Genomic DNA, 15,042 nt, shown 5'->3' on the forward strand with positions numbered 1-15,042 from the left:
CAAGAAGTCACAACCGTTGAGCCCGCCAGGCCGCAGCCCCGGAGGGACGAGCACCCGGGTTCGCGGCTACGTCCCAACAGGTCCCCAGTTCCGTTCCAGTTCCGTCCGAGGGCGTAAAACGTCAGAAGTCGACGGGAGACGTTGAGAGCTGTATTGCCTGGTCAGTGCACTACTCGACGTGATCGGCGCAGGTGACGGAGTAGCAGGTGAGAGTTCGACTGGTGCTCAGGGAAACACGCGGGGCTGTGCATGTCAGAATCGCCGACGTCGTTCAGGAGGTTTCCCCATGGCCGCACCACGACGGCTCTTCGACATCCGCCGCGTGATCGGCGGGCTGTTCGCCGTGTACGGAGTGATCCTCACGGTGACCGGTTTCCTCGACGGCTCCTCCGCCATCCACAAGGCGGAGGGCGTCCGCATCAATCTGTGGACGGGACTCGCCATGCTCGTGGTGGCCGCCGCCTTCCTGGTCTGGGAACGGCTGCGCCCGGCCGACACGCCCGATTCCCCGGATGAGGAGCCGGACGGCTCGCTCAATGCGTGACGCTCATGGACGGCCTCGCCGGCCCTGCGGGACGGCGGACGACTTCGCCGGGAGTCAGGAGCCCGTCCTTGACCACGGTCGCGATGACGTTGGCGCTCGTGACCACGACCGGCGGCGTGATCATCGCCGGGATCGCCACCGTGGTCCCGTTGACCACGGTGGCCGTGCCGTACACGATCCGGCCTGAGCCGAGGTCGACGGCGAGCCTGGCCGCGTTGCCCGCCTCCGGCGCGACGGGCTTGTACACGGTCATCGTCTGAGCGCCGTTCAGGATTCGCTGGATGGCCGAGACCTCGGCGCCCTCGCCGGTCAGCGGGGTTCCGGGGCTCAGACGGGCACGCACCATGATCGCGGCCACCCCGGCCGCCATGCGGTCGTCGGCCACGTAGACACCGACGACCTTCTGCGCGCCGAGGACGGTGAACGCGTTCGCGGCGGCCGCGGCGGCCGTCTCCGGGCTGCGGGACGGGATGTCGTACTCCCTGCCGATGGTCACCTGGCCGTCCAGGACCGCGTGCGCGCCCGCCTTGACGTCGGCCGCGGCTCGGTCGGCCGGCGACCCGTTGATCATCACGATCGGACCGCGCCGGAGGTCGCCTCCGGCCCTGATCGCCTCGAGCAGCGCCTGCCCCTGCATCCGGCCGATCTGGTGGTCGTCGTAGGAGACGTAGGCGTCGATCGGCCCGTTCGCCAGCCGGTCGTACGCGACGACCTTGGCTCCGTGGAACTTGGCCCTGGCGACCGCCGACGCGATCGCCTTCACGTCCACGGCGCCGAGGATGAACACCTTGATCCCCTCGGACAACATCGCGTCCATCTGCCGTTCCTGACGGATGTGGTCACGCTCAGCGTTGGCGTAGACGACCTCACACCGGGGGCACAGAGCGGCCAGGGCCTTGGTGATGGACGGCCTGTCGTACTTGTCGTAGCGGCTGTCGCCCTTCTCCGGAAGCAACAGGCCGATCCTGAAGCCTTCGCGGACCGTGCCGACCGCGCCGAGCGGGCGTGGAGCACCACATGCCGCGAGGCCGATGAGGGAGATGAGGAAGACGCCGGCCACCGCGAAGCGAAAACCCTGTCTCCCCACAGCAAAACCCCCAGGTAGCCGCAAGAGCCATCAACCCAGGCCGTACCCGAGCATTTGCCGCATGATGCCCACGTATACCTCGTGCGGGCCGCACGCTGGGCTGTTCTTGGCGCTGATCACCCGAGTCGCGGCGCAATCCCGGCATCGGGGCGGCCAGAGAGAGGGGGAATCCCGGTGATCGCCACGATCAGCGGGCGTCAGGGCTGACGGGAGCCCGGTGTCCACCGGTCCGGGGTCCGGCTCCCGGCGATCTCCCGCCCGATTGCCCATACCGCCCCCGAGGCCGTACGTCTTCCCAGGCCTCGACCTCGGCTCGGGCTGATAACGATCAGCACGACTCCTCCGTTGGGACGATCCACACACGGACTAAGTTGTGAGAGACTCCTTCACTGCGGGGCGGTAGCTCAGCCGGTCAGAGCATCGGACTCATAATCCGTGGGTCGTGGGTTCAAGTCCCACCCGCCCTACCAAGTTTGATCAGGGATTCGCGGCCTGAGCTGCGGAAACTACGATGATCGCCATCGCGGGGACATGCAGCCGAAGGCCGCCAAAAGCAGCCGTATGCCAGTGGTCGCGGAACATACGCGGAATGCTCGCGGAGCCGTTTTCCCAGGTGAGCATGGCGGTTTCGGCGCCTCGTTTGGCAATTTCTCGCCCATACGCTGAGGGACCCCAAGGGATCTCTCGAGGTCCTGTCGGATGGGTTTCAGCGCCTCATACGGCGAGCGCTTCCAAGATCCGGCGGTTAGCCAGCTCGCGTTGACCTTCAATGCACTTGGCGTAGACCCGCAGCATCACGTCGACGCCATGCCCCGCCCGTTCCGCGGCTTCCGGTGCATGGACTCCCGCGTTGAGCCACAGGGAGGCGGCCGCGTGTCGCTGATCGTATGGCCGGGCCGCCAGGGCGAGGCGACCAGTTCGGGGGGCAGTGCGTAGCCCCGAACCTCTTTCCAGATCTTCGAGACGGTCGAGCCGGAGAACGCCTTACCACTCTCGGTGCGGAACAGTCGTCCGTCATCGGCGACGCCGTGCCCCGCGATGTGGTCGCGCGGGATCGCCACGAGTTCCGGCGGGATAGGTACCGCTCGCGTCTCCTTGGCCCCGCGATGCTTGAGCCCTCGTTCGTCGTGGGTCTCCCCCGAGTCGGTGTATCGCTTGCTGCTCTCCGGCCGGGTCTTGGCCAAGGTGAGCAGTCCCCAGCCCTCTTGAGGCGCCCTGACTCACGCGGACATATTGGCCTTCACCTCAGACGCGGCAAAACGCTGCCTGATGCAGCACTAGATTTCCAACGACCTCACGGAATGATGCGGACCTCGGATCAGGCCGGATCGCTATGACGCCCCACCCTCATCAACCGGGTCTATATTCGATGCCTCCGGCAGATCGCCGCCGCAGAAGACACACACGAAGTCACCCTCGCGCACGATGTTGAGCTCCTGGCAGTGGGGACAGCACCGGAACAACACCGCCTGTGTGAAGCCAGACGGGTGCCTCAGCCCGGCTCTGTCCAATGCCTCCGCGACGACCGACCACGAGCTGATGTCCGGGCAATAGCCGGTCGATTGGTTGCTGACCTCTCCAACCACCCAGCGACCGGCCTCACGACTGACACTCATCTCGCCCGCGCTCAGGACCCGGGCGCCGCCAGCGCACGCCACATGCTCGCTGCGACGCGGCGCCAACCGCAGCACCCCGTCCATGTCGATGACGAAGGTAAATGGTTCAGCCAGTTCGGCCGACGGTAGCTCAGAAGCCCAGCCATCAAAGTCGGCTATCGAAACGATCATTCGGCCTTCACTGCCTGGCCGGGCCAAGGCCCTCAGGTCAGCAGGCCCCACGTACCGGTAACTCCGCCTCCCCATGTTCACGCAGGTCAACCTGGACCATCAAAACAGACCCTGAGCATCCTCTATTCGCCGATTCGCGATCTCGCGTTGCCCTTCGATGCATTCGGCGTTGACCCTGAGCATGACGTCCACACCGTGGCTGGCACGCTGCCGCTCGGCGGTGGGTCAGGCCTACGGGACGATCAGTCGGCGAAGGCCTACTTCGAGTTGGCGATGTCGCGTAGCCCGAGCGCTTCTGCGTCGGTCAGTCCTTCGCGAGCTGCCACCCGGAGCCGTGCCCGAACCTGCGCACTCGTGCGCGGGCGGTATTTCGGGTCTCTCGAGCAACCACAGGTCTCGAATCCCTCATAGCGCAGGCCGGCCCCCAGAACGGCCGCGACTGCCGCCCACTGGCTGTCGTCGGTTTTGCGTGGTGCGGCGAAGTCGTGGCCGGCGAAGACCATCGGAGTCCGGCAGCGCGTGCAAAGGTGCCCTGCGCTGTCCCATAGCAATTTGTGACTCTGGCGGCAGGGAACGCACACGTAGTGGACCTTGTAGACGACCTCCGCATAGGTACACACGGAGACAGGATATGCGCGTCACGTACGCGTCCGTTGATCGCGATCTTTAACACGCTGACCACGCGCCATGTAGGTGGTGGGCAGCGGAGCGCCCGGTTCACCTAGCTCTTATGATCAAGCGGTACGTCTCGTAGCCTGGCTGGCGCGAAGTCGACCATGGCATTGCGCAGCAGGGAGCGGATACGTGGGTACCAGCTACGAGTACTACCGGGCTGCGGATAGCGATGCCGCGCTAGTGGACCCGGAGACGCCAAGGGTCATCGAGCCAGGGGTCACACGCGGCTTCGATGCCGTCGACGCCGGGAAAATCGACCCTGAGAGCGAGTTCTGCGATCTGGTCGCGCTCGTCCTCGATGCCCCCCGCTCGCAGGGTCTTCTCGGCCTTACCTACTTGTATCCGCCGCCCGAAGGAGCTCCGCGGAGCCTTGAAGAGGCAGACGCCCTCCCCGAAGACTCCCCGTACTTGATAGGGCCAGGCATCGCTGAGTTTGCGGTGCACGTCCGGGATGCCCTCGCCGGGATCGACGATGAACGTCTCTCCGCTCTGGCGATCCAATGGTCGGAGACCGAGCAGTTCACTCAATATCGCGGTGTGGATTCGCAGGACCTGTTGCTGTTGATCGAAGATTTCGTGGGCCTCGCCCGCCGAGCCAAGGACAACGACCAGATGCTCTACTGCTGGATGGGCGGATGGTAGTGCGGGACGTGAATCGCCGACATGGATGACGCCCCACACTGCACAGACGAGTCCTCAGCCTGCCCGGCGTGCGGTGCTGGACCCGAGCAGTCCAGCGACCCCGAACGCATGTGGACAAGCATCTGCTACTGCGGCCATCCCCGCTACTACGACTACAAGCACCGCGACGGCACCTGCCCATGCCTGACCGTCCGTTGACGGAGAGCCCTACATGGGGCACTCGGCTCCGGGATGATCGCCACGCCGCCGCCCACTGGCTAGTTGCCAAGCGCAGCACCGTGATCGTCGGGCCATTAGCGGGCCATTAGCCAGGGTGATGAGGGGTCAACCACGGTCACTCAGGACCGGCCCGAAGCCCAGCTCAGCGCCACCACAAGGCGTGATCCATACGCTTCCCAAGCTGACAGCCCGGATTCGGAGTCCCGTCGTCGTCGTTCAAGGACCCCATCCGTGCAGGCCAGAGCTAAGGAAGGCTCGCACAAGTGCACCTACGGGGCTAGTCTCCCGGCTATGAAGCGATCTCCACTGATCACTCACATCTCTTGGGGCCGCATGGTCGTCGAGGGGGTGGGTGAAGGAAAGGACTTCAAGCTGTACCCCGGCGGTGGTCGAGCCTGGGACTGGAACGAGACGGGTACGCGTCACGCTCCAGGCATCCAGCCCGCCGACGTTAGCGAACTACTCGACCACGGCAGCCAGGTGGTCGTCCTCTCCCAAGGGATGGACTTGGTCCTTCAGACGTGCCCGGAAACCCTGGACTTGCTGAAGCAGAAGGGCATCGAGGTCTTCGTAGAGGAGACGAGGGCAGCGGTTGAGCGCTACAACGCTTTAGCTGAGACCACCCCAGTGGGGGGCCTGTTCCACTCGACATGCTGACCGCGCAAAGCTACATGCACTGATCTGGCAGCACGAACGACCCAAAGGAGCCGCCGCGTGACCGGCCGGAACGACACCGGAGGGCTGCCGGCCGACGACGAGCATCAGCGATTTGCTCGTTATCTGCAGGACCTGGCACAGGTTCGCGAGGAGAACGAGGCCGACCTAGTGAGTGTCGTCCTCCGCGATCCGGATGCGACGATGGCGCAGTCCGCGGTGGTCCGCCACCTGGATAACCGGGCAGCACGGTTGCTTACCTACGCGGGGTTCCCCGACTGGGCCCAGGGCATGGCGACGGTGATCGGAGAGCGGGAGTTCCTCATCCGCCGCCTGCGCGAATGGACCCTACTGAGGTCGATCACCATGGGCGATCCATGGACTCCGGAGGATCTCGCCACTTCCTCCGATTGGTTCCAGCGCAACGCTGTGGAGACCCTGACCTCACCCGCCGCCCTCACCCTGCTAGCTAGCGAGGGAAGGACACGACGCGTTCGCGCCGCTGCCAGCCACCGGATCGCTCAACGACAGCAATAGCCAGGCTCATTTGATCCACAGGTATTGACGATTCTCCGACGTGCCCGCTGCGTGCCCGTCAGGGTAGTGAATCGAGAGGAGTCACGGTGACTCCGGAGCAAAGTTTCACCCGATCTGAGCTGCTGCGGAGCATGTCAGCCAGTCGCGCGCCGAAATCTTCCAAACTGGTTGATCACGGAGCGTCTTGGCTGTTCTCCGTACGGATAAGGCTCGCCAGCCAGCCCGACAGCATCTGACTCTCGCGCTGCTGAGCCTCAGCGTCGCCCTCGATGTAGACGAGAAGCGGAGGGTCGTCGCCCTCGTCGACCATGACGAACTCGAACATGTAGCCCTGCCACGTGGACACCACCAGAGCATCCGCCGGCAACTCGTAGGAGGTGGGCATGCTGGACACGATGGTTCTTGCCGCCAGACGATTTTCGAGAGCCTCGGGCATGTATGCGACACCACCTTGCCTGTGAAAGACCGGGTCGTGCCCTGGGCCGCGGCCGTACCGCCGAAGCCAGTCCTGATAGGCATGCGGTAGATGACTTACCTCGTGGGTCTGGAGGATGGCATTGATATCCATGTCGGTGCATCCTTCCCAGATCAACATTCCACGATGGTACGGGTCGGCGGCACCATCGTCCGGTTCTTGGGACCCACCCTGGGAGCCACCGGAACGGACAATGCCGAATCGAGCCGTACTGGTCTGAACAGCCGCGGTGTCGACGACCAGCACCGCGAACTGATTTGGACGCGCTCGGAGATCGTTTGGGAACCTTGTAAATAGAAAGTCCTGGCTCGATGGCCTGATGCACACGAGCCAGGATCGACCACAATCAGATGGTGGATTCCCAGGATTCCCTTCTCCTCCAGGCCGCCCGGATGTGTCCCGCCGACGTTAGGACCGAGGAGGCCGGCCTCAGCGTGGCCGACGTGCTGGATTACCTGAAGTATGACGAGTGGGAGATGGCTCTCCTGCTTCTCGAAGACCTGGGGGATGCGCATCCTCAGCCGCCCGAGTTCTGGAGTCTGCTGGCCGAGGCCGCTCGCCTGATGTGGCTGCAGAGAGATGTCGCCTGGTGCGAATGGCGGGCGAGTGAGGCCCGCGTTGGTGCCGTTCTGGCGGAGCTCTGCCTGGCGCGCAGGGAGGATGGAGGTCGTGCGCTGTCCGTGCCTCCCGGCCACGTCCTCAAGCCGTTGTGGGACGTCGGCCTTCGCACACCCGAAGGAGATCCTCTGTTCTGCGTCGCTGGGCTCTGGGTCGAAGGACGTGATCCTCTGCAGCCGGGTGGGTGTGCGTCGGTGAGACTGGCACCGTTCACTTTCGAGCACTGGCAGCTCTTCAAGCCGGGCGACGAGGTCACCATGCACGAGGGAGTGCCTCTCGTCGGCACGGCGCTCATCATCGAGGTCATCCCTCCTGTGGCCTCTGCTCCGTAGTTGCAGTTCTACTTGCAGTTCGCCGCCGTACCACCCCGTTCCAGGACGAGCGCCGAGCGGTGTTGGTCCAGGTGCGACTGATCTGGACGGTCATGATCCGAGCTGCTAATGCGGTTTGGTTTGCGGCGCTGCGGTGAGCCGATCGCCGTGGCGCTCCCTGGCCCGCTTCCAGCGGTTCGGGCCGGCGGATCATTCCGGTCCGCATTAGTACGAGGGCCAGTATTCAAGATCCGGAACATATGCGGAACGCCGTCGACAAGACGGGATCGAAGCCGTGTCGCACTGCAGGTCAGCCGCCCCTTCCCCTAACAAGATCCATTCCACTCATAACCCGTGGGTCGGGGTTCAAGTCCCACCCGCCCTACCAAGTTTGATCAGGGAAACACCGCCTGAACTGCGAAGCTCTCCTGATCACCATCGCAAGGGCATGCAGCAGAAACCCCGCCGTATGCCCCTGCTCCCGGCACATACGGGGGATGATGTTGGTCGCGTTTCCGCAGGTCGTATCACGGGGTTCCGGCGCCTCTCGTCCCGCCATCAGGATTGTGCGGCGACCTCTCGCTCTGCGAGAAATTGGTCGAGCAGCCCAAAGAGCACTCTGATCCCATCTTTACTGGTTCAAGGGCTCGCTGCGCTCGCCCCCGCCCGCGACCAGCGGTTCACAAGCACTAAACGCTCGAAGAACCCGTTGCCGGGAAAGCGCTGCGCTTCCCGGCTGCCAGATGTTCACGGTCCCGAGACAACGTTCGCGACTCCGGGCAGACCCTCTACGGCCCTGGCGACGGCTGCCAGGCCGGCCGCGGACTTGACCTTGACCCGGAAAGACGCAGGCACCTCCTCGGGTCTCACCGAGGCCAGGAATTCCCGCTCCTGCGGATCGGCCGAGGCCACGATTTTGGCGCGGAAGTTTCGGTAGGCCTCCCCCTGATCCTCGAATTTGAACGATGCGACCTGAGGGAGCGACCTCAGGACCTGCTCGATCCTCCGGCGCTCGTCGATGGTTGCCTCCCTACGTCCCTTACACCGGGGAAAGGCGTCGTTCTTCAGGCACAGGAAGGCCGAGAGCCGAGGGGGTGGGCCGCTCGTCGCCGCTTCCATCGGGGGAGGCGTGAGCCGTACGAGAACAAGGACGCCGATCGCGATCGCCGTGGGGACGGCGACCAGGAGAAAGACCCTCGGCCTGGGGCGCTTCGACGGGGTGCGGAGTGGCTGGATCGAGTGGAGGCGGGCCGTCTGGGCCGCCTCTGAGAGGGCCTCGCGTAGCCGCTGGTCGATCATGTGTCCTCACCGAGTTGACGGCCGAGGGCGGCAAGCCCACGGGTGATGGCTGAGCGCACGGAGCTGTCACCGACACCCATCGCGGCGGCGATCTCCTGATGAGAGAGGTCGAAGTAGTAGCGCAACACGATCGCCTCGCGCTGCCTGCGGGGAAGGCCGCTGAGCGCGAGCAACACCTCGCGCCGGTCTTCGCTCAGCATCGCGGCGCTCTCGGCGGACCAGATCGGCGCTTCGTACGGCAGAGGCCGCCGGAACGCGACGGATCTTCGGCGCAACACCGATCGGCAGCCGTTCAGCACTGCCGACCGCACGTAGGCGAGAGCCCGATCGGGATCACGTAATCGCCGCCGTCCGGCGTGGGTCCGGGCGAACGCGTCCTGCACCACGTCTTCCGCCGTCGACAGGTCCCCGACCATGAGGAGCGCCAGCCGCACCAGGCCCAGATGGTGATCGGCGAACAACACCGCGACGTCGACCCGATCCCGGGCTGAAGGCTCTCCGTGGGAGAGCAGTTCGACTTCCACATGACAGAGACGCGCCGAAGCCTCGTCCGCTGCTCTGGTCACTCGGAAATCTTTCAGGATCAGCCGGTCGCTCCGTCGTTGAGGCGCTCCTGCGTCCGATGCACGCGGCGTAGACCCCGGAGCATCACGTCCAGGCCGTGACCGGCTCGTTCGCAGTGCCAGACCTGCATCGAACTGTGTGGAACCGGCGTGCTCGCCATGCTCCATCTAGAGGGCGTGGACCGGTTCGAGAGCTGATACACGGCTGATACGCGGCCGAGCGTTCGCGAACGCACGCCCTCGACGGCATGGACACCTGCACCGCACAGGGTGGCTGACGTGCGCGATTTCGGCGCACCGGTCTCCTGGAGGTGCTTTGCCATGTGCTCTACCCGTCCGCTCGGCGGATCCAGTTCGCCCGGCCGGGAGGGTCGCCGGCTCCGTACCGCCATGCGCACCACGGCACGGGTCTTGGCCGTCGCCGCGCTCGCCGTCGCCGTTTCCGGCTGCGTCGGCCAGGGCTCCAGCGAGGTGGAGGGCGCGGTCGTCGCGATGTCACTGCCGTGGCCGGCGGAGGGGCAGTCGAGTGTGGAGGTCGAAGGCCTCGGCAGCCTCGGCAGGCAAGGCGAGCGGGAGCCGGTGCCCATCGCGAGCGTCACCAAGGTGATGACCGCGTACGTGATCCTGAAGAACCACCCGCTGCGGGGAACCCAATCCGGCCCGGTCATCAAGGTCGACGAAGCCGCCGCCGAGGAGTCGCTTTCGCTCGAGGAATCCAGCGCGCCGGTCAGGGAAGGTCTGGAGCTCACCGAGCGGCAGTTGCTCGAACTGATGCTGATCCCCTCGGGCAACAACATCGCCCGGTTGCTGGCTCGATGGGACGCCGGCAGCCAGGAAGCCTTCGTGGCGAAGATGAATCGGGCCGCCGTCAGCCTCGGCATGACTCACACCACCTACACCGGCGCGAGCGGCATCGAGCCGACGACCACGAGCACCGCCGTGGACCAGTTGAAGCTGGCCCGGCAGGTGATGAAGGACCAGGTCTTCCGCTCGATCGTCGCCAAGCCCAGCATCACGGTCCCCGGAGTTCCGGGCACGATCATCAATACCAACACGCTGCTGGGCACGTCCGGCGTGATCGGCCTCAAGACCGGCTCAAGCACCCCGGCGGGCGGCGCCCTGATGTGGGCGGCGGAGACCGAGGCCGGCGGCAGGACCCGGCTGATCCTCGGCGTCGTCCTCCACCAGCGCGCGAACACCACCCCCGCGGAAGGGCTCCAGGCCGCTCTCGACAACAGCCGGAAGCTGGTCGTCGCGATCCAGCAGGCACTGCCTCAGTCCCTCTCGGCAGAGCACAACACCGAGTGAGCAGCCGGGCCGAGGTGATCACGAAAGGGCCGCGCACCAGAAACCCATTGTCAGGAAACCTGAAGGTACGGGATATTTACGCCCGTTCTGTCCTGATAGAGGAGTATCTCGTGTACCCCGCACCACCCCCCATCGCTCTGCGCCCCATTCATGGGCGAGCCGTCGCGGCCTCCGTCGCCCTGGCCCTGAACGCCCTTGTCGCATTGACGGCATCTGTCGTGGGCGTGCAGCGCGTCGCCCTCATCAGCGAATACTCCGCCGACCCGGAATCGGTGGACATCGCCGATATCGAGGCCGGGGACTCGATCGCCGAAGCAGTGGCGATGGTCCAGTACGTCGCCTACATCCTCGCCATTTCCGCGTTCCTGGTCTGGCTCTACCGCGCGAGGAAGAACGCCGAACCGCTGGCCCTGTGGCCGCACCGGCTGTCTACACCGTGGCTGTTCTTCGGCTGGGTCGTCCCGGTGGTCAGCTTCTGGTTCCCGAAGCAGATCATGGATGACATCTGGGCCTCGTCCAGGCCGGGCGGCCTGCACCTGGCGCCCAGCTTCGCGGCAGCGCGGCGCTCGGGCCTCATCTGGGCGTGGTGGCTGGCCTGGTTGGGGGCGGTCTGGGCGTCGAAGGTGGTGTCCAACGGTTTCCATAATCCTGACGACCTCGAGTCGATCAGGCAGGCGGTGCTGGTCGGCGTCGTCACCGACGCCCTGTTCGTCATCGCGGCCGTCCTGGCCGCCATGGTCGTCCTGCAGATCAGCCGTTTCCAAGAGGCGCGTCGGAGCATCGCGGCGCAGCAAGTCGCCGCCGCCTGATCCGGTCGGCTTCCGCGGCCCCGTGTCGTAGGTGACACGGGGCACTCAGTTGAATCTGAGCAGCGAAAAAGGGCGGCCTGGCGGCACGGACATCGTCCGGTGCTCCTCTCCGGGAGTGTTCGACCACCGGAAGGCCGGACCTGTCAACGAGATCGAGTCGAGAGCCAGTTCCTCGTGCGTAAGGGTGGCGTTTCGGGTACGCGCGCACGTTCGTTTGACGCGGCGTTCTGATTCACTTCCCGCTCGCAGGAGAACGAGGTCGACTCTGGTCAGTTGAAGCCCCGGGAAGGGCCGTGGAAAACGCCAGTGCCACATGGACGCCACGACGGGGATGTGGTGACAGGCGATCTGGCCCCTCATCGGCCCTCGGGCACCCATGCCGACACGAGTATTGGAAAGGGGAATGGCGAACAGCGAGAATCCGTCCCGCAGTCTCGCTCTTCCGGTGAAGGTCACCTTGGTCATCTCACCCTGTGTGGCGATGTACAGCCGGGGATAGGCGAGGACGTCGAGTGAGCTGCCATCCTCCCTGAACACCTCTTTGAGCGCCGGCAGATCCCCCAGGATGTTCTCCGCCAGGGTGAGGCAGGAGACCAGCAGCGCCAGAAAGGCCACGGTGTTTCCCTGACCCCGCGGAATCACTCGGCGAAGCCCCGACACCTTCGGTTCTCTGTCGGCCAGCGCCGCGACCGCCTCCTCCACGCCGGCCTGGCTCTCTCGAAGCGCGTCGATCGCCGCCGCGAGCCTCGCGGTCTCCTCACGCCGCAGAGCGGCGGTGCGGACGGTGTAGATGATCGCAAGGGTGTCCCGTATCGCTTCTGAACCGTTCAGGAATCCACAGATCGGGCACGGTTCGCCCGCCCTGGGAATGCCACCCAATGGCATCTTGCGAGGATCGAACTCGAAAAGCGAAGAGGTGGGCGGTATATCCGTTCCTGACTGGAAATGTGTCCCACAGCGGGCGCACAAAATCGGTAACTCCACGAAATCTTCTTATCATCTGCCTATCTGGCAGAAAGAGCCTCCGAGCAGCCTGACCACGCGCATACGCCACGGGTCCGGCTGCTCGGGCCGGTGATCACCGGGAACCGGTGTCAGAAGTACTGCGAGGTGAGGTCGGTCGTCGGCCAGGTGGTGACCTTCCCGAAGGCCTCGTTCATGCGTGCGCTCAGCACGTCGTAGTCGAGAGTGCCGGTCTCCTCGCGCCGGTTGAAGAGCGCGGCGTAGGTGATGCCGTTCTGGAGCCTCGCCAGATAGGTGTAGGTCCCCGGCATCGAGCCGCTGTGCCAGGTGTTGAGGTGGCCGGTCACCTGGCGCACGTACCAGCCGCAGCCGTACCACGAACCGTCGGCGCTCATCCCGATCTCCGGCTTGGCGACCATCGTCGCGATCGACGCGGAGTTGAGCACCGGCCCCGCCGCGTCGAAGACGCCGGAGAACTTCACCAGGTCGACGGCGGACGCGAGCCAGCCGCCGTTGGCACCCTGGTTGGGCATGTTGAACCCGCCGTACGGGTACGGCACCACGGTCCGGGAATCGTCCATGACGGTGGTGTTCGTGTACTGGGAGTAGTAGCCCACCTCGCTCGCCGAGGCCTCCGCTCTCAGGCTGTGTCCGATGCTCATACGGCTGATGCCGACGGGCGTCAGAAGCTTCTGCTTCACGTACGACTCGTAGCTCATGCCCGACACCTTCTCGATGATCTGGCCGAGCAGGAGGTAGCCGTAATTGCTGTAGACCATCTTCGAGCCGGGCGCGAAGTCGAGGGGTCGCGGCGTGGCGTACGCGACGATGTCGGACTGGCTGATCGGAAGCGGGACGCCCAGCACGGCCGAGATCGTGTGGTCCAGCCAGAGTTGGTCGCCGCTCACGTTCCTGTCCCAGCCCCCGAGGTGCTGCATCAGGCGGAGCACGGTCACGTCCTTCAACCGGGAGTCGCCGGCCGTGGACAGGCCCAGCAGCGTGGTGACCGGGGCCGAGAGGCTGAGCTTGCCTTCCTGGACGAGCCGCAGGATCGCGGTCGCAGTGATGTGCTTGCTCAGGCTGGCGATCCGGAACAGGCTGGTCGGCTGGACGCGCGCGAGGAACTGCTGTTCACCGGGCGGCGCGGGCGTGGTGTAGGTGCCGTACCCGCGGGCCAGCACGAGCTTGCCGTTCTTGGCGACCGCGAGTTGTGCACAGGTGATGCCGCGTTCGGCGATGTACGTCTTCACCACGGTGTCGAGTCCGGCGAGAGCCGTGGGGACGACGCCGGTGACCAGCACGTCGGCCGACCGGTCGGGAAGGGTGCCGGCCACGAGGACGGGCACCGTCCCCGCAGCCGCTTTGAGCAGGCTCCTTCGGCTGAGCAATACCACCCTTAACCCCCTATTTGATGATCTGTCAGGTAGATCAGCATCTTAGGGAGACTTCGCGATCATGCGATGCCTGATCCACATCACCGATCCGAGCGAATCGGGAATGGTGACAGGCGGGCGTCCCGACCAGGCCACACCCCGTGAAGCTGGGGCCCCATCCTCTTCGCCGGCGTTTCGAGTCCACGCGCAACGAGACGGGAATATCCCATTTGACCGTTTCGGGTTGACCGCGCCGTCGGCGAAGACGTGGCCCCGATCGGGAGGAGGCGCCCATGCGCAGCAAGCCTCGATTCCTGCTTCTCGGCACGGCATTGCTCACGGCCCTCACGCTCACGCCCGTCGAGGCGTCGCCGGCTTCCGTGCCCTGCTCCGGGGCCGCGGCCGCGGTGAGCGCTCCGACGGGCACCTCCGCCACCGCGCGACGCTGCTGGTGGACAGGCCCCTACCGGTGCTGCACGTACGCCGTCGGCAAGCACCAGTTCGTCAAGCGGTGCATGCGCGCCAGGACCCGCTACTAGCCCTGGGGGGGGATCCAGAATGAGACGAATCATCGTCCTGCCGGCAGCCCTGGCGATCGCGCTCGCGGGCGGGACCGCAGGCCTCGCCGCCGCTCCCGACGTCAACGACCAGGACAGGTCGTTCCTCGTCGCGGTGCACGAGGGGAACCTCGCGGAGATCCAGTCGGGACGTCATGTCGAGACGCAGGCGGCCGGCAAGGCCGTCCGCGACGCCGGGACGACGCTCGTCGACGACCACACCAAGCTCGACGAGCACGTACGGAGGGTCGCGGACGAGGTGGGGGTCCGATTGCCCGGCGAACCCGGCGACACCCAGCGGGCGGACCTCCGGAGGTTCTCCGCCATGAGGGGCACCCAACTCGACACGGCCTGGGTGGCCGCCGAGATCACCGAACACAAGGAGGACCTGGCGGCCATCGCGAAGGAGCAGACCGACGGCTCCTCGGACAAGGTCATGCAACTCGCCCGCGACGCCGAGCCGGTCGTCGAGTCGCACCTCAAGCTGCTGGAGCACATCCGGACCGGCTGACCCCGATCAGCGAGACCAGAATGTGACATAGCGGTAAAGATCCTGGTCAGAGGCATATTGCAGGCATCCCGCGCGCTCGCCGGGTCGACTGCAAAGAATATTTTCCACAG

Annotated in this window: 19 protein-coding genes and 1 tRNA gene; 11 read left to right on the top strand and 9 right to left on the bottom strand. The window is 65.5% G+C overall.

Annotated elements, in window-relative coordinates:
• The first annotated feature begins 286 nt into the window (after nucleotides 1-286).
• Nucleotides 287-544 (top strand): hypothetical protein, encoded by a 258-nt coding sequence (locus tag Pmi06nite_RS02080; protein ID WP_203951082.1) that lies wholly within the window; start codon nucleotides 287-289, stop codon nucleotides 542-544.
• Here the strand turns inward: Pmi06nite_RS02080 and Pmi06nite_RS02085 are convergent.
• Nucleotides 534-1,631 carry a substrate-binding domain-containing protein gene (locus Pmi06nite_RS02085; protein WP_239113503.1) on the bottom strand — a complete coding sequence of 366 codons (1,098 nt, stop codon included), beginning with the start codon at nucleotides 1,629-1,631 and terminating at the stop codon, nucleotides 534-536. The two genes, Pmi06nite_RS02080 and Pmi06nite_RS02085, sit on opposite strands and share 11 nt — an antisense overlap.
• Nucleotides 1,632-2,024: 393 nt before the next feature.
• Between Pmi06nite_RS02085 and Pmi06nite_RS02090 the strand changes: the two genes are divergently transcribed.
• A tRNA-Ile gene (locus tag Pmi06nite_RS02090) sits at nucleotides 2,025-2,101 on the top strand.
• Nucleotides 2,102-2,425: 324 nt separating this feature from the next.
• Here Pmi06nite_RS02090 and Pmi06nite_RS41735 read toward each other — a convergent pair.
• The 3 genes from Pmi06nite_RS41735 to Pmi06nite_RS02105 form a co-directional block, all read right to left on the bottom strand.
• Nucleotides 2,426-2,815 (bottom strand): hypothetical protein, encoded by a 390-nt coding sequence (locus tag Pmi06nite_RS41735; RefSeq protein WP_239113505.1) that lies wholly within the window; start codon nucleotides 2,813-2,815, stop codon nucleotides 2,426-2,428.
• Between the two features lie 147 nt (nucleotides 2,816-2,962).
• Nucleotides 2,963-3,418, bottom strand: coding sequence for a hypothetical protein (locus tag Pmi06nite_RS02100; RefSeq protein WP_239113507.1), 456 nt, complete (start codon nucleotides 3,416-3,418; stop codon nucleotides 2,963-2,965).
• A 257-nt stretch (nucleotides 3,419-3,675) separates the two neighbouring features.
• A complete protein-coding gene (locus Pmi06nite_RS02105; RefSeq protein ID WP_203951084.1) occupies nucleotides 3,676-4,038 on the bottom strand; it encodes a hypothetical protein in 363 nt (120 codons plus the stop codon).
• Nucleotides 4,039-4,222: 184 nt separating this feature from the next.
• Here Pmi06nite_RS02105 and Pmi06nite_RS02110 point away from each other — a divergent pair, with 184 nt between their 5' ends.
• The 3 genes from Pmi06nite_RS02110 to Pmi06nite_RS02120 all read left to right on the top strand — a co-directional run bounded on the left by Pmi06nite_RS02110 (nucleotide 4,223) and on the right by Pmi06nite_RS02120 (nucleotide 6,145).
• Entirely contained in the window at nucleotides 4,223-4,735 is a 513-nt protein-coding gene (locus Pmi06nite_RS02110) for a hypothetical protein (RefSeq protein ID WP_203951085.1), read from the top strand.
• Between the two features lie 510 nt (nucleotides 4,736-5,245).
• The gene (locus Pmi06nite_RS02115; protein ID WP_203951086.1) at nucleotides 5,246-5,611 is read left to right on the top strand and encodes an Mth938-like domain-containing protein; all 366 of its coding nucleotides are present in this window, start codon (nucleotides 5,246-5,248) and stop codon (nucleotides 5,609-5,611) included.
• A gap of 57 nt (nucleotides 5,612-5,668) precedes the next feature.
• On the top strand, nucleotides 5,669-6,145 hold the full coding sequence (locus Pmi06nite_RS02120) for a hypothetical protein (RefSeq protein ID WP_239113509.1): 477 nt from the start codon (nucleotides 5,669-5,671) through the stop codon (nucleotides 6,143-6,145).
• Nucleotides 6,146-6,317: 172 nt separating this feature from the next.
• On the opposite strand, the gene Pmi06nite_RS02125 is transcribed toward Pmi06nite_RS02120, so the two are convergent.
• Entirely contained in the window at nucleotides 6,318-6,530 is a 213-nt protein-coding gene (locus tag Pmi06nite_RS02125; RefSeq protein ID WP_203951087.1) for a hypothetical protein, read from the bottom strand.
• A gap of 141 nt (nucleotides 6,531-6,671) precedes the next feature.
• Here Pmi06nite_RS02125 and Pmi06nite_RS02130 point away from each other — a divergent pair, with 141 nt between their 5' ends.
• On the top strand, nucleotides 6,672-6,917 hold the full coding sequence (locus Pmi06nite_RS02130) for a hypothetical protein (protein ID WP_203951088.1): 246 nt from the start codon (nucleotides 6,672-6,674) through the stop codon (nucleotides 6,915-6,917).
• 53 nt (nucleotides 6,918-6,970) lie between these two features.
• A complete protein-coding gene (locus Pmi06nite_RS02135; protein ID WP_239113511.1) occupies nucleotides 6,971-7,570 on the top strand; it encodes a hypothetical protein in 600 nt (199 codons plus the stop codon).
• 726 nt (nucleotides 7,571-8,296) lie between these two features.
• Here Pmi06nite_RS02135 and Pmi06nite_RS02140 read toward each other — a convergent pair.
• Both Pmi06nite_RS02140 and Pmi06nite_RS02145 read right to left on the bottom strand, forming a co-directional pair.
• Complete coding sequence (locus tag Pmi06nite_RS02140) at nucleotides 8,297-8,848, bottom strand: permease-like cell division protein FtsX (RefSeq protein ID WP_203951090.1); 552 nt, start codon at nucleotides 8,846-8,848, stop codon at nucleotides 8,297-8,299.
• A complete protein-coding gene (locus Pmi06nite_RS02145; RefSeq protein ID WP_373317240.1) occupies nucleotides 8,845-9,360 on the bottom strand; it encodes a SigE family RNA polymerase sigma factor in 516 nt (171 codons plus the stop codon). The genes Pmi06nite_RS02140 and Pmi06nite_RS02145 overlap by 4 nt, the downstream gene beginning before the upstream one ends.
• A gap of 372 nt (nucleotides 9,361-9,732) precedes the next feature.
• Between Pmi06nite_RS02145 and Pmi06nite_RS02150 the strand changes: the two genes are divergently transcribed.
• Nucleotides 9,733-10,719, top strand: a complete 987-nt coding sequence (locus tag Pmi06nite_RS02150) for a D-alanyl-D-alanine carboxypeptidase family protein (RefSeq protein ID WP_203951092.1) — start codon at nucleotides 9,733-9,735, stop codon at nucleotides 10,717-10,719.
• A 110-nt stretch (nucleotides 10,720-10,829) separates the two neighbouring features.
• Complete coding sequence (locus Pmi06nite_RS02155; RefSeq protein WP_203951093.1) at nucleotides 10,830-11,528, top strand: DUF4328 domain-containing protein; 699 nt, start codon at nucleotides 10,830-10,832, stop codon at nucleotides 11,526-11,528.
• Between the two features lie 45 nt (nucleotides 11,529-11,573).
• Here Pmi06nite_RS02155 and Pmi06nite_RS02160 read toward each other — a convergent pair whose 3' ends face one another.
• Together Pmi06nite_RS02160 and Pmi06nite_RS02165 are read right to left on the bottom strand one after the other, a co-directional pair.
• A complete protein-coding gene (locus tag Pmi06nite_RS02160) occupies nucleotides 11,574-12,413 on the bottom strand; it encodes a hypothetical protein (protein ID WP_203951094.1) in 840 nt (279 codons plus the stop codon).
• Between the two features lie 209 nt (nucleotides 12,414-12,622).
• The gene (locus tag Pmi06nite_RS02165) at nucleotides 12,623-13,885 is read right to left on the bottom strand and encodes a serine hydrolase domain-containing protein (protein WP_203951095.1); all 1,263 of its coding nucleotides are present in this window, start codon (nucleotides 13,883-13,885) and stop codon (nucleotides 12,623-12,625) included.
• 272 nt (nucleotides 13,886-14,157) lie between these two features.
• On the opposite strand from Pmi06nite_RS02165, the gene Pmi06nite_RS02170 reads away from it, so the two are divergent.
• Nucleotides 14,158-14,403 carry a hypothetical protein gene (locus tag Pmi06nite_RS02170; RefSeq protein ID WP_203951096.1) on the top strand — a complete coding sequence of 82 codons (246 nt, stop codon included), beginning with the start codon at nucleotides 14,158-14,160 and terminating at the stop codon, nucleotides 14,401-14,403.
• A 19-nt stretch (nucleotides 14,404-14,422) separates the two neighbouring features.
• Nucleotides 14,423-14,932 (top strand): DUF4142 domain-containing protein, encoded by a 510-nt coding sequence (locus Pmi06nite_RS02175; protein ID WP_203951097.1) that lies wholly within the window; start codon nucleotides 14,423-14,425, stop codon nucleotides 14,930-14,932.
• Nucleotides 14,933-15,042: the final 110 nt, after the last annotated feature.

Origin of the sequence: Planotetraspora mira, from assembly GCF_016863275.1 — a bacterium.
Classification (GTDB): domain Bacteria; phylum Actinomycetota; class Actinomycetes; order Streptosporangiales; family Streptosporangiaceae; genus Planotetraspora; species Planotetraspora mira.